General features: G+C 72.1%; 12 protein-coding genes. 6 read left to right on the top strand and 6 right to left on the bottom strand.

Annotated elements, in window-relative coordinates:
- Positions 1-82 precede the first annotated feature (82 nt).
- Together PS467_RS05370 and PS467_RS05365 are read right to left on the bottom strand one after the other, a co-directional pair.
- The gene (locus tag PS467_RS05370) at positions 83-322 is read right to left on the bottom strand and encodes a DUF397 domain-containing protein (RefSeq protein ID WP_311034233.1); all 240 of its coding nucleotides are present in this window, start codon (positions 320-322) and stop codon (positions 83-85) included.
- 1 nt (position 323) lies between these two features.
- Positions 324-1,190: a Sco1979 family transcriptional regulator gene (locus tag PS467_RS05365; RefSeq protein WP_311034232.1), complete on the bottom strand. Its 867-nt coding sequence runs from the start codon at positions 1,188-1,190 to the stop codon at positions 324-326.
- Between the two features lie 278 nt (positions 1,191-1,468).
- Here PS467_RS05365 and PS467_RS05360 point away from each other — a divergent pair, with 278 nt between their 5' ends.
- Positions 1,469-2,872, top strand: coding sequence for an NsdA family TPR-like regulatory protein (locus PS467_RS05360; protein ID WP_268970296.1), 1,404 nt, complete (start codon positions 1,469-1,471; stop codon positions 2,870-2,872).
- Positions 2,873-2,904: 32 nt separating this feature from the next.
- Here PS467_RS05360 and PS467_RS05355 read toward each other — a convergent pair whose 3' ends face one another.
- Complete coding sequence (locus tag PS467_RS05355; RefSeq protein ID WP_311039766.1) at positions 2,905-3,720, bottom strand: SDR family NAD(P)-dependent oxidoreductase; 816 nt, start codon at positions 3,718-3,720, stop codon at positions 2,905-2,907.
- Positions 3,721-4,294: 574 nt separating this feature from the next.
- On the opposite strand from PS467_RS05355, the gene PS467_RS05350 reads away from it, so the two are divergent.
- The 4 genes from PS467_RS05350 (at position 4,295) to PS467_RS05335 (ending at position 8,622) form a co-directional block, all read left to right on the top strand.
- Positions 4,295-4,720, top strand: a complete 426-nt coding sequence (locus PS467_RS05350) for an ATP-binding protein (protein ID WP_268970295.1) — start codon at positions 4,295-4,297, stop codon at positions 4,718-4,720.
- A complete protein-coding gene (locus tag PS467_RS05345; RefSeq protein WP_311034231.1) occupies positions 4,717-5,238 on the top strand; it encodes a hypothetical protein in 522 nt (173 codons plus the stop codon). Before PS467_RS05350 ends, PS467_RS05345 begins: the two co-directional genes overlap by 4 nt.
- 202 nt (positions 5,239-5,440) lie before the next feature.
- On the top strand, positions 5,441-6,295 hold the full coding sequence (locus tag PS467_RS05340) for a caspase family protein (protein WP_311034230.1): 855 nt from the start codon (positions 5,441-5,443) through the stop codon (positions 6,293-6,295).
- 143 nt (positions 6,296-6,438) lie between these two features.
- The gene (locus PS467_RS05335; protein ID WP_311034229.1) at positions 6,439-8,622 is read left to right on the top strand and encodes a SpoIIE family protein phosphatase; all 2,184 of its coding nucleotides are present in this window, start codon (positions 6,439-6,441) and stop codon (positions 8,620-8,622) included.
- 135 nt (positions 8,623-8,757) lie between these two features.
- On the opposite strand, the gene ligD is transcribed toward PS467_RS05335, so the two are convergent.
- On the bottom strand, positions 8,758-9,762 hold the full coding sequence (gene ligD / locus PS467_RS05330; RefSeq protein WP_311034228.1) for a non-homologous end-joining DNA ligase: 1,005 nt from the start codon (positions 9,760-9,762) through the stop codon (positions 8,758-8,760).
- A gap of 93 nt (positions 9,763-9,855) precedes the next feature.
- Here ligD and PS467_RS05325 point away from each other — a divergent pair, with 93 nt between their 5' ends.
- Entirely contained in the window at positions 9,856-10,932 is a 1,077-nt protein-coding gene (locus PS467_RS05325; protein ID WP_311034227.1) for an ATP-dependent DNA ligase, read from the top strand.
- Between the two features lie 45 nt (positions 10,933-10,977).
- Here the strand turns inward: PS467_RS05325 and PS467_RS05320 are convergent, their stop codons facing one another.
- Positions 10,978-11,646, bottom strand: coding sequence for a dienelactone hydrolase family protein (locus PS467_RS05320; RefSeq protein ID WP_311034226.1), 669 nt, complete (start codon positions 11,644-11,646; stop codon positions 10,978-10,980).
- A 40-nt stretch (positions 11,647-11,686) separates the two neighbouring features.
- The gene (locus PS467_RS05315) at positions 11,687-12,472 is read right to left on the bottom strand and encodes a SigB/SigF/SigG family RNA polymerase sigma factor (RefSeq protein ID WP_268970288.1); all 786 of its coding nucleotides are present in this window, start codon (positions 12,470-12,472) and stop codon (positions 11,687-11,689) included.
- Positions 12,473-12,544 lie beyond the last annotated feature (72 nt).

Here is a 12,544-nt window from a genome sequence, read left to right as displayed (position 1 = left end):
CGGGGTTGTGCGGTTGTGCGGGCGTAGTGGTTTTCGCTGGGGACGAGGCCGACCGGGGCGGCCGGCCGTGCGCGGGCCCGCGCTACGAGATGAGGAAGTCCGCCTCGCCGGCCTTCGCCGCCGCCAGGAAGGACGCCATCTCCGAGCGGGAGTAGATCAGCGCGGGCCCGGTCGGGTCGGTGGACTGGCGCAGCGCCACCCGCCCGTCCGGCAGCCGCTTGGCCTCGAGGCAGGTGCCGCCGTTGGACCCGCTCCAGGGCTTCTCCCAGCCCTCCGTGCCCAGGTCCGTGGCCGGCATTCCGCTGTAGACGGGGTCGTGCATCTCAGATCTCCTTACGCAGTTCGGCCAGGATGGTGCTGGTGTCGCCGATCGGCTCGGCCTGGATCGCCATCCGGTCCAGGACCTCGAGATAGGCGACGACTTCGGCCGGCTTGTCCACATAGACCGCCCCGGTGAGGCTCTCGGTGTAGACGACGTCCGGCAGTTCGGAGAATCCGAAGCGGAAGTAGTGGAAGGGGCCGAAGGCTCCGGGGTGCGGCCCCGCCGTGAACCGCATGATCTGCAGCCTGACCTTGGGGATCTCCAAGGTGCCGATCAGGTGGTCGATCTGGTCGCGCATCACCTGCAGGCCGCCGACCGGGCGGCGCAGCACCGTTTCGTCGAGGATCGCCCAGATGGTCGGCGCGTCCGGCTTGGTGAACAGGCTCTGGCGCTTGACGCGCAGCGCGATCCGGCGCTCCAGCTCCTCCTCGGTGTCATGGGGGAAGCCCATGCGCAGGACCGCTCGTGCGTAGTCCTCTGTCTGAAGCAGCCCGGGGACGTAGTGGGGCTCGTACGCCCGGATGACGGTGGCCTCACTCTCCAGGCTGACGTAGGCACTGAACCAGTCCGGGAGCACATCGCGGAACTGATGCCACCACCCCGGCTGGTTGGCCTCCCGCGCCAGGGCCAGGAAATCATCGATCTCCGCACCGCGGACGCCGTAGTTCCGCAGCAGCTCCTTCACATACGGGATCTTGAGGCCGACTTCCGCCTTCTCCATCCTGCGCACGGTCAACGGGGTGACCTCGATGGCTTTCGCGGCTTCCTCGAACGACACCTTCGCCCGTTCGCGCAGAAACCGCAGACGCTTGCCCAGGACTCTGCGCAAAACGGTGGGGGCGGCGCCGGCCGGCCGTGCCTCGCTCACGTCCCGCCTCCCGGAGGAATGGCTGTCATATGCCTGCACAGTGTGCCACGCGATGGATGACACAGACAGAGCGAGTGGATCGCTTTGAAATTATCAGAACGAAGCTTGCGGCGTGACGGCATCACCACTCATAGTGAGCACGTGACCCATCTCACCCTCCATGGCGAGGGCTCCCAACTACCCATGTCCACAGCGTCGTTGAGGTCACCGGCCGACGGGTCGGCGCCGCACGGCGGGGATCCCGTGCACTGCCGTGGCTCGAACCAGGGACGGTCACGGTGACGCATCACGCACAGCCGGTAAGCGGGCGCCAAGGCGCCGCGGTCAACGCCGCGTTGGCCGCCGCACTGAAGGAATCCGGGTGCTCCTACGCCTCATTGGCCCACCGGGTCAATGAACTGGGCCGTAGGCAGGGGCGCGAGTCGAACTACGACAAGGCGTCCGTCACCCGCTGGCTGCAAGGCGGACAGCCGCGTGGCACCACGCCGGAGCTGATCGCCGCCGTGCTCTCCCACCGGCTCGGCAGGCCCGTGGCCCCCGCCGAGCTGGGATTCATCTCCGACCGACAGCGCCCGGTCGTCGCCCGCGCGCTGGCCTACCGGGAGGACGTAGCAGAAACCTTGCACACGCTCGCCGAACTCGGCTCCACCGACATATCCCGCCGCAGCCTGCTGGGTGCGGTGCCCTTCGTCGCCGGCGCGCTGGTGACCCCGCAGCGCGAATGGCTGCTGTGGCTGGTCGAGAACCAGGACACCGCCCGGCTCACCCCAGCGGCCGAAGGCGGCCGCGTCGAACAGGTCCACGCAGCGATCAACATGTTCGACGAGATGGACAATCGCTTCGGCGGCGGCCAGGTCCGCGCCAGCATCGTGCTCTATCTGTCGACCGAGGTCGTGCCCATGCTCCAGCAGCGCGGCGCGCCACCGCAGGAGCGGCGCCAGCTGTTCACCGCCGCGGCCAAGCTGGCCGCGATGGCCGGCTGGAGCAGCTACGACAACGCCGAATACGGCCTGGCCCAGCGCTATATGACCCAGGCGCTGCGGCTGTGCGCCGAGGGCGGCGACCGGGTCCTGGGCGGTCAGATCCTGGCCGGTCTCTCCCATCTGGCGACCAACCTGGGCCAGCCCGAGGCGGGGGTCGAACTGGCCCGGGTCGGTATCGCCACGGCCAAGCACGCCGGAAGCCCGCTGGGGCTGATGCGGCTGCACGCCATGGCCGCCCGTGGCTACGCCGCGCTGGACCAGCCCCGGGAGGCGTCCAAGTCGCTCCGCACGGCCGAGGCCCGGCTGGAGGCCAGCCAGGGCCCCGAACAGGAGTCGCCCTGGGTGCGCTTCCTCGACCACCACTATCTGGCGGCCGAGGCGGCGCTGTGCTTCCGCGACCTGGGCAACGCGTCCGCGGCCGAGCACTCCGCCGCCGAGTCCGTACGCGCCAACGCCGATCGGCGCCGGCGCCAGGCCATCAGCAGATCCGTGCTGGCCACGGCCTATCTCCAGCAGAACCGGCTGGACGAGGCCATCGGCACCGCGGGCGAGGCGCTGGACACGCTCAGCGGGGTGCACAGCGAGCGCTCCATCCAGGCCCTGCGCGACTTCCGCACCCGGCTGCGGCCGCACCGCGGGGAGCCCATGGTCCGGGACTTCGAGCAGCGCTCCCGGACGGTGCTGGGGGCGGCCGCCTGAGGGTCGGACCTCCCTCGTTCCCCACAAGGGGGTCAATAGCCTCCTGGTGTGGGGGCGTTCTGGGCCCGGTCCACGGGCAGATGCGCACCGGAGACCCCGCTCGAGGCGTCCGAGAGCAGGAACGCCACGACGCGGGCGACCTCCTGCGGGGTGACCGGTTCACCGCCCGGGAGCTCGGCCGTGAACCGGGCCCAGGCCTCGGGGTCTTCGGTGCGCATCCGGTCCCACCGCTTCCCCGGGATCAGCATGGACCCCGGGGAGACGGTGTTCACCCGGATGCCGTCCGGGCCCAGTTCGCGGGCGAGTGAGGCCGCGAGGTGGATCTGGGCGGCCTTCGCCGCTCCGTACTGGGCCTGGGGGCCCGGCTTCCAGCCGGAGATGGAGGCGATCACCACGACGGAGCCGCCGCCCGCGCGGCGCAGATGCGGTACCGCGGCCTTCACCAGCCGGGCCGTATGGCCGACGTTCATCTCCCAGGTCAGCGACCAGTCCTGGGCGTCGGCCTCCTCGATGCCGCGGCCGCGGGCGCCGCCGGCGCAGGCCACCACGCCGTCCAGCCCGCTGAAACGTTCCGCCGCCGCAGTGACGAACTCCTCCAGCATCTCCGGCTCGGTGACGTCCAGCGTACGGGTGAACAACTCCCCGTGTCCCTCGGCGCTCAGGGACGCCGTGAGGGAGCGCAGCCCCTCCGGCGTCCGCGCACAGGTGGCCAACCGCGCCCCATCCGAGGCGAGTAGCCGTACGATCTGTTCACCCAGTCCCCGGGAGCCTCCGGTCACCAGGACCCGTTTGCCGTCCACACCGGACCGTTCCCCCGGGCGGAGCCGCCTCTCGCGGTCGTCGCTCACGCTTGCCACGTCCGGACCGTACAGCCCGAACCACTACGCCCGTACAACCGGACAACCCCCATGCCCTCTCGCCCACCGGCCGGTCCAACCGTTTGTCTACATGAACGGCGACCGATGGCGCTTTGCGCTGCCTTCGAAGGAGGAACCATGCCGGTATCCGGCACTCACCGCGACCGGGCCGTCTCCGTCCGTGGCAGCTGGTCCAGGCGGGTCGGGCGGGGTGCGCGCACCACCTGTCACCAGCCCAGATGCCACGCCGTCGGTCGCCAGAATGCGCTTACCCGCTCGCCGGAACATCAATCACTCCAGGTGCATGTATGCCATCAGAGCCCACAGACCGCCGAGGACCGTGAGGACCGACACCGTGAGCCGATCCTTTCCAGGACTGTCACACCGGCCGGCGTCGGCCGATGAGGAGGGCGAGACGATGGGCGCGACCCGCGGTGTCGCGGTCTCCGCGAACCGCCCGCGAACCCCTTCGGCCACCGGGCCGGTCATCGCTCCGGTTACCGGGCCGGTTACCGGGCCGGCCGGTGCGGCGATCCCCGTTCCCCTGTCCGGAGGGGAGAGGACGGTGATCCCGCTGGACACCCGCCGGCTTTTCCGGGCGGAGTTCCCCGCCCTCCCCGACCGCGCCGCCGCCGTACGCCGGATGGTGGCCGCGCATCTGCGCGACTGGCGGCTCGGCGGGGTCGTGGACCATGTCGTCCTCGCCACCAACGAACTGTTCGCCAACGCCGTGGAACACGGCAGCTCCGGCCCCGCCGACACCGTCACCATCACCGTCTCGCTGGAACGCTACGGCCGTGAGCTGCGGGTGGAGGTGGCCGATGGCTCGCCCGTGATCCCGGTCGTCCGTCAGCCCGAGCCGACCGAGGAGTCCGGACGGGGGCTGGCCATCGTGGACGACCTGGCGGGCGACTGGGGCACCGAACCGCCCGATCCGGGAGCCGGGGGGAAGAAGGTGTGGTTCACCCTGCCGCTGGGGACCGCCTCATGACCGCGGGCGCGCACGGTGACCGCCGGATGCGGGTCACGGTGGAGGCCGACGCGGCCGAATGGCTGCTGGCCGCGAGCGACGACCCCGGACGGGTGCGGCTGCAGTGGGCCAGCGGCAACGGCCTCGCCGATCTGCCGGTGGGCCGGGTCTTCGATCTGGTGCGGATGTCCGGCGACATCGGCAGCGCGGTGGTCCAGGCGCTGCGGCGGCGCGACGCGGCGGGGCCGGTGATGCTCGCCACCGCCAGCCATGTGCTCTCCTTCCTCGTGCCGCCGGGAGCCGCGGCCGAGTGGAAGAGCTGGCTGGTCGGGACGGCGTACGCCCGCCGCCGCACGGTGGCCGCCGCCGGACCGGGCCGGGTGCTGCGCTGCCCCAGGCCCGGCTGCGTCCGGCAGGGCCATGTCTGGCTGATCCGGCCCGGCGGCGGCCTCACCGACAGCCGTACCCTGCGCGCCGCGCTCGAGGAGGCCGTCGACCGCCCCGGCCTCCCGGATGTGCTGCGGCCGCGCCGGGCCTGACGGCCGGGAGGGAGCCGAAGGGCGTACGAGGGGCGTGCGAAGGGTGCGGGAAAGGCTGAGGCCGTATCGCGAGCCTCCTCCGGATGGGGCCGGAGAACAGGGCATGGCGGGGCGCGGCGCCTCATCATCGCTTCGTGGCGACTCATCGCTTCGTGGCGAGCGGTGGTGAGCCGCCGCTCGTCCTCGACCCAAGGAGCCCCCCATGGCAACCGGTCTCTCCGTCCATATCGGACTCAACCAGGTCGACGCGGCCGCGTACGGCGGCTGGAACGGTGAGTTGGGCGCCTGTGAGCAGGACGCCATGGACATGGCCCGCCTCGCCGACGCCGCCGGGTTCGATGTGACCGATCCGCTGCTGAGCCAGGCCGCCACCGCCGAGACGGTCACCGCCACCCTGGAGGCCGCCGCCGGGCGGCTGGCCGAGGGGGACATCCTCTTCCTCACCTATTCGGGCCACGGCGGCCAGGTGCCCGATCTCAACCACGACGAGACCGGCGACCGCCTCGACGAGACCTGGGTGCTCTACGACCGTCAGCTGGTCGACGACGAGCTCTTCGAGCTCTTCGGGAAGTTCGCCAAGGGGGTGCGGATCTGGCTGCTCTCCGACAGCTGCCACAGCGGCACGGTGGCCCGGCTGCTGACCGAGATGCTCAGCCCCCAGGAGCTCGACCGGCGCTTCAGCACCGCCGATCCCGAGGAGGTCGGCCGCCGGATCCGGGCCATGCCCCAGTCGGTGCAGTCCGCCGTCTACCGGCGCGACCGCGAGGTCTACGACCGCATCCAGAACACCCGCACCGCCAAGGACCTCGCGAGGATCGACGCCAGCGTGCTGGAGATCTCCGGCTGCCAGGACAACCAGACCTCCGCCGACGGGATCGTCAACGGCCTGTTCACCGGGACCCTGCTGGAGGTCTGGCGGGGCGGCGCCTTCGCGGGCAGCTACCGCGGACTGCACCGGGAGATCGTCAAGCGGATGCCGCCCGACCAGACGCCCAACCTCTTCCAGGCGGGTGCGCCGAACACCGCCTTCGCCCGGCAGCGGCCCTTCACCATCTGAGCAGGAGCAGGAGCAGGAGCAGGAGCAGGAGCCGGGGGAGCCGGAACCGGAATCCGCACCGCGCCCGTGGCCCATCCATGTGCGGTGGCCCGCCGGGCGAGGTATGACAGTAGGAGGACACGGCGAGCCGGTGAGGTGCCGGTATGACCACGTATGACCGTGTTGACCAGGGGAGCGAGGCGGGCGCCAGCAGCCTGGCGGCCGGCCCGGGAGGGGTGCTCGACCTGCTGCGGGTCGCCGCCGTGGTACTGGACGCCGACGGACGGATCGCCCTGTGGAGCCCGGAGGCCGAGCAGCTGTTCGGCTTCTCCGCGGCCGAGGCGCTGGGGCGCCGTGCGGACAAGCTGCTGGTCCACCCGCAGGACCGGCGGGCGGCCGTGGAGCTCTTCGCGCGGGTACGGGCGGGCGACACCTGGGCCGGTGTCTTCCCGGTCCGCCTCCCGGACGGCTCCACCCTCAAGGTGGAGTTCCGCACCATGGGCCTGCGCGATGTGCACGGTGATGTCTACGCCCTCGGGCTGGCCGCCGACGAGGGGACCGTGCGGCGGCTGGAGACCGATCTGGCCGTATCCGGCTTCCTGGTCAAACAGTCGCCCGTGGGACTCGCGGTGTTCGACACCGAGCTGCGCTGGCTGCGCGCCAACCCGGCCCTGGAGCAGATGAACGCCACCACCGAGACCCAGGTGCGCGGCCGCCGCATCGGGGAGGTGCTGCCGGGACTCGACAGCGAGGCCATCGAGGCCGCCATGCGGCATGTGCTGGAGTCCGGTCAACCGCTGCTGGACCAGCAGAGCGTCGGCCGGACCCCCGCCGACCCCGACCACGACCACGCCTGGTCGGAGTCGTACTACCGGTTGGAGGACCCCAGCGGCCGGATCCTGGGCATCGCCGCCTCGGTCATGGACATCTCCCGGCGCCACCGGGAGGCCAGCGAGGTCGCCGAGGCGCGGGAGCGGCTCGCCGTGATCGCCGACGCGAGCGTCCGCATCGGCACCACGCTGGATCTGCGGCAGACCGCCCAGGAACTCGCGGATGTCACGGTGCCCCGGCTCGCCGACCTCGCGGCCGTCGACGTCCTGGACTCCGTGGTGCACCGCGAGGCCACGCCCCGGGTGTGGACCGACGGCTCCGCCCGCTTCCGGGCGCTCGCCGTCGCCGCCGGCTATCCCACCGACGCCGTCCACGCGGCGGACCCGGTCGGTGAGATCGCCCGCTACGACCCCACCCGGCTGATCACCCAGTGCGTCCGCGACGGCCGGTCGATGCTGCTGCCGTACGTGACCGAGCGGGACGTGCGGCGGATCGCCCGTGACGACACCGCCGCCGAGGTGCTGATCCGCGAGGGCGTCCACTCCTACATCGCCGCCCCGCTGATCGCCCGCGGCAGTGTGCTCGGCACCCTCAGCCTGCACCGCACCATCAACCCCAAGCCCTTCGACGAGGAGGACCGCACCCTCGCCTGCGAACTGGCCATCCGCGCCGCCATGTGCATCGACAACGCCCGGCTCTACGCCCGCGAACGGGACGCCGCGCTCACCCTCCAGCGCAGCCTGCTCTCCCAGCAGCCACGCGATATGGACGGCCTGGAGATCGCCTCCCGGTATCTGCCCGCGGTCAGCACCGCCGGCGGCGACTGGTTCGATGTGCTGCCCCTCCCGGACGGCAAGGTCGGGCTGGTGGTCGGCGATGTGATGGGCAAGGGCATCCACGCCGCGGCGATCATGGGCCAGCTGCGCACCGCGACCCGGGCCTTCTCCCGGCTCGATCTGCCCCCGGCCAAGCTGCTGTGCCATCTCGACGAGATCACGCCCAGCCTGGGGGAGTCCATCGCCACCTGCCTCTACGCGGTCTGCGACCCGCGCACCGGGCGGTGCGAGATGTCCACCGCCGGCCATCTGCCCCCGGTGCTGGTGCAGCCCGGCGGCGACGCCGAGCTCATCGACCTCCCCACCGGCGCACCGCTCGGCGTCGGCGGCGTGCCCTTCGCCTCGGTCGAACGGGAGCTGGCCGAAGGCGCGCTGCTCGCCCTGTTCACCGACGGCCTGGTGGAACAACGCCATCAGTCCCTCGACGTCGGACTGCACGCCCTGGTCCAGCTGCTGCGCCGGCACCAGGGCCCGCTGGAGCGGATCTGCGACCAGGTGCTGGCCGCGCTGCACGGGGCACCCGACGACGATGTGGCCCTGCTGCTGGCCCGGCTGCGCCGCCCCCGGCCGCCGGAGAGGCCCGTACTCACGGTGGACAGCGACCGCGACACCGCGCACCGCACCGACCATGTACGGGACGGTGCCGACCGGGGTGCGCTGCCCCGGAACGTGCCGCGGTAGGCGCCCGGGGACGTGCCGCGGTAGGCGCTCGGGGAGACGCCGGGGGCGGTGTGCGGACGCACCGCCACCCGATGGCGGCCGGGGCGCGCGAAGACGGACACGGGCGCGATACCCGCCGTCGCGCGGATCAGGCCATCACTTCTTGGCCCGGCTCGGCTGCACCCGCTTCGGCTCGCCCTTCATCTTCGGATGCTCCGGCGGATAGGGCAGGTCGCCGAGACCGTGCTCCCGCTCGTCCCGCGCGGCCAGCTCCAGCGCGGCCTCCAGACGGAAGGCGTGCCGCTCCATGTCCGCGTGCACATCGCCCCGCTCGCGGTAGCGCACCGGCATGGTGGCCACGTCGAAGTCGCGCGGCCGGGCGTCGGGCACCTCCTCCCAGCACAGCGGCGCGGAGACCGGGGCATGGGGGCGGGGGCGTACCGAGTAGGCGCCGGCGATGGTGCGGTCCCGGGCGGTCTGGTTGTAGTCCACGAAGATCTTCCGGCCGCGCTCCTCCTTCCACCACGCGGTGGTCACCCGCTCCGGAGCCCGCCGCTCCAGCTCCCGCGCGATCGCGATCGCGGACCGCCGCACCTGGGTGAAGGTCCACTCCGGCGCGATCGGGACGAAGACGTGCAGCCCCCGGCCGCCCGAGGTCTTGGGCCACCCCCGCAGCCCCAGCTCGTCCAGCACCTCGCGCAGCTCGCCGGCGGCCCGTACCGCGTCGGCGTAGTCGGTGCCCGGCTGGGGATCCAGGTCGATCCGCAGCTCGTCGGGGTGTTCGGTGTCCCAGCGCCGCACCGGCCACGGATGGAAGGTCAGACATCCCAGGTTCGCCGCCCATACGACGGCGGCCGGCTCGGTGGGGCAGATCTCGTCCGCGTGCCGCCCGCTGGGGAAGGAGATACGGCCGGTCGGAATCCACTCCGGGAGGTTCTTCGGCGCCCGCTTCTGGAAGAACGACTCCCCGTCCACCCCGTCCGGGTAGCGCTCCAGCGTCGTCGGCCGGTCCCGCAGCGCCCGCAGCGCGCCCTCGCCGACGGCCAGGTAGTAGCGGGCGAGATCGAGCTTGGTGAACCCGCGCTCCGGGAAGTACACCTTCCCCGGGTTGGTCACCCGCACCGTGCGCCCGCCGACCGTGAGCTCCACCGACTCTCCCATACGGCCACGCTAGGCCCGCCCGCCCCGGGCCGCCTCCCGGCGCGCACCGCCGCGACGGGCGCGCGGCCCGCCACAGGCGCACAATCGGACATCATGGACCTTCCGGTGATGCCTCCCGTCGAGCCGATGCTGGCCAAGGCCGTGGCCAGGATCCCGCCCGGAATGCGTTACGAGGGCAAATGGGACGGCTTCCGGGCCATCGTCTTCCGCGACGGCGACGAGATCGAGATCGGCAGCCGCACCACCAAGCCGCTCACCCGCTACTTCCCCGAGCTGGTCCAGGCGCTGCTCGCCCACCTCCCGCCGCGCTGCGTCCTGGACGGCGAGATCGTCATCGTGCGCGGCGCACGGCTGGACTTCGACGCCCTCCTGGAGCGGATCCACCCCGCCGACTCCCGGGTGCGGCTCCTGGCGGAGCGCACCCCGGCGAGCTTCGTCGCCTTCGACCTCCTCGCACTCGGCGACGCCTCGCTGATGGACGCCCCGCTCAGCGAGCGCCGCGAGGCGCTGACCGAGGCGCTGCGCGACGCCGCGGACCCGGTGCACATCGCTCCCTGCACCGACGATCCGGAGCTGGCCCGGCAGTGGTTCGAGCAGTACGAGGGGGCGGGGCTGGACGGAATCGTGGCCAAACGCCCGGACCTCGGCTACCGGCCCGGTGAACGCGTGATGGTCAAGGTCAAGCACGAGCGCACCGCCGACTGCGTGGTGGCCGGTTACCGCATACACAAGTCCGGCCAGGGCATCGGCTCCCTGCTGCTCGGCCTGCACGACGGTGCCGGCCGCCTCCAGCATGTGGGCGTCTGCGCCGCCTTCTCCACGCGCCGCCGCCAGGAGCTGCTGGCCGAACTGGAGCCGCTGCGCATGGAGACCGTCGAAGGCCACCCGTGGGCCGACTGGGCGCGTGAGGAGGCCCATGCCCAGGGCCGGATGCCGGGCGCGCCCAGCCGCTGGACCGGGGTCAAGGACCTGTCGTGGGTGCCGCTGCGCCCCGAGCGGGTGTGCGAGGTGGCCTACGACCACATGCAGGGCGACCGCTTCCGGCACACCGCCCGCTTCCGGCGCTGGCGGCCGGACCGGGAGCCCGGTCAGTGCACCTACGAACAGCTGGAGGAGCCGGTCTCCTTCGACCTGCGCCAGGTGCTCGGTTCCCGGCCCCCAGGGTCCTGACCTTCCCAGTCCCAGCCTTCCTGACCGAGCCTTCCTGACCTGGGGTCACCGCTTGGCGCCCCGGGCCGGGCGCTTGGCCATCCGGGTGAACCAGTCGCGCGCCGCCTCGGCGGCCTGCTCCAGGGTTCCGGGCTCCTCGAACAGATGGCTCGCCCCGGGCACCACATGGATCTCGTGCGGGGCGGCGAGCATGGCGGCCGCCTGCTGGTTGAGCCGCAGCACCTCGTGGTCGTCACCGCCCACGATCAGCAACACCGGTGCCCGCACCCGGTTCAGCGCGCCGCCCGCGAGATCGGGCCGGCCGCCGCGGGAGACCACCGCCGCCACCCGCTCCGGCCGCTCCGCCGCGGCCGTCAGCGCCGCGGCCGCGCCCGTACTGGCGCCGAACAGCCCCGCCGGCAGCCCGGAGACAGCCGGGTGCCCGGCGAGCCAGTCCACCGCGGCCATCAGCCGCCGGCCCAGCAGCGGGATGTCGAAGCGCAGCTCGGCGGTGATCGCGTCCACCCGCTCCTCGGCCTCGGTGAGCAGGTCGAACAGCAAGGTGGCCAGATCCGCGTCCTGGAGCACCCGGGCCACCGCGCGGTTGCGCGGACTGTGCCGGGAGCTGCCGCTGCCGTGGGCGAACGCGACGACGCCGAGGGGGTGGCCGGGAAGGGCCAGATCGCCCACGAGCATGGCGTCGTCCGCGGCGATCCGGGCGGTCTCGGAGCGCATCGGCCACCTCCTGCCGGGGGTCGCGGGGCTGGTGGTACTGCTACGTGTAGGCCATGAGCCCTTGCCGCAGTTCGCTGTAGAGCCGGGAGAGCCTGCGGGATATGTGCATCTGCGAGAAGCCCAGGATCTCGCCGATCTGGCTCTGCGAAAGCCCGGCGAAGAACCGCAGGTAGAGGACGTAGCGGTCCTGCTCCGACAGCTCGGCGATCAGCACCCGCAGCGCCTCGCGGTTGACGACGCGTTCGATCGCGGCGTCGTCCGCGCCCACCGTCTCGGCGAGCAGCCGTTCCTCGGCGCCCTGGACGGCGGCGTTGAGGGAGAGCGGGGTGCAGGAGGCGCTGGCCTCCAGACCGGCCTTCACATCCTCCTGGGGCATACCGGTGCGGACGCAGATCTCGGTGACGGTGGGGGTGCGTCCGCCCAGCTCCTGCTCCAGCGCGTCGCGCGCGGAGCGGGTGCGGGAGCGGACCTCCTGGATGTTGCGCGGGATGTGCAGCGTCCACAGATAGTCGCGGAAGTGGCGCTTGAGCTCACCGGTGATGACGGGGATCGCATAGGAGGGGAAGGCGTGTCCGAGCTCGGGGTTGTAGCGGTCGACGGCCTTCACCAGGGCCAGCGAGGCCACCTGGGTGAGGTCCTCCATGTTCTCGCCCTTGTTGCGGAAGCGCAGCGCCAGGCGTTTGGCGACGGGCAGCCAGGCGCAGATGATCGCCTCGCGCAGCGCGTCGCGTTCGGGCCCGGACGGGAGCCGGGCCAGACGCAGGAAGGCACCGCCGGTGTCGGGAGTGTCGTCATGGCGTCGTTGGCGAGTCGCGGTTGCTGACATGGTCACTCGCCTCCGTGGTCCGATGTCACGGCGGTCGCCACCAGATTCGCATGAGCCCTCACACCTCGCAAT

Origin of the sequence: Streptomyces luomodiensis, from assembly GCF_031679605.1 — a bacterium.
GTDB classification, from domain to species: Bacteria; Actinomycetota; Actinomycetes; order Streptomycetales; family Streptomycetaceae; genus Streptomyces; species Streptomyces luomodiensis.
Note: the sequence above shows the minus strand (reverse complement) of the source record. Positions and strands in the feature narration are given on the sequence as shown.

Coding starts and splice junctions, on each gene's coding strand:
- PS467_RS05370 (WP_311034233.1), bottom strand. CDS start 322: ATGCACGACCCCGTCTACAGCGGAATGCCGGCCACGGACCTGGGCACG.
- PS467_RS05345 (WP_311034231.1), top strand. CDS start 4,717: ATGACCGCGGGCGCGCACGGTGACCGCCGGATGCGGGTCACGGTGGAG.
- PS467_RS05340 (WP_311034230.1), top strand. CDS start 5,441: ATGGCAACCGGTCTCTCCGTCCATATCGGACTCAACCAGGTCGACGCG.
- PS467_RS05335 (WP_311034229.1), top strand. CDS start 6,439: ATGACCACGTATGACCGTGTTGACCAGGGGAGCGAGGCGGGCGCCAGC.
- ligD (WP_311034228.1), bottom strand. CDS start 9,762: ATGGGAGAGTCGGTGGAGCTCACGGTCGGCGGGCGCACGGTGCGGGTG.
- PS467_RS05325 (WP_311034227.1), top strand. CDS start 9,856: ATGGACCTTCCGGTGATGCCTCCCGTCGAGCCGATGCTGGCCAAGGCC.
- PS467_RS05320 (WP_311034226.1), bottom strand. CDS start 11,646: ATGCGCTCCGAGACCGCCCGGATCGCCGCGGACGACGCCATGCTCGTG.
- PS467_RS05315 (WP_268970288.1), bottom strand. CDS start 12,472: ATGTCAGCAACCGCGACTCGCCAACGACGCCATGACGACACTCCCGAC.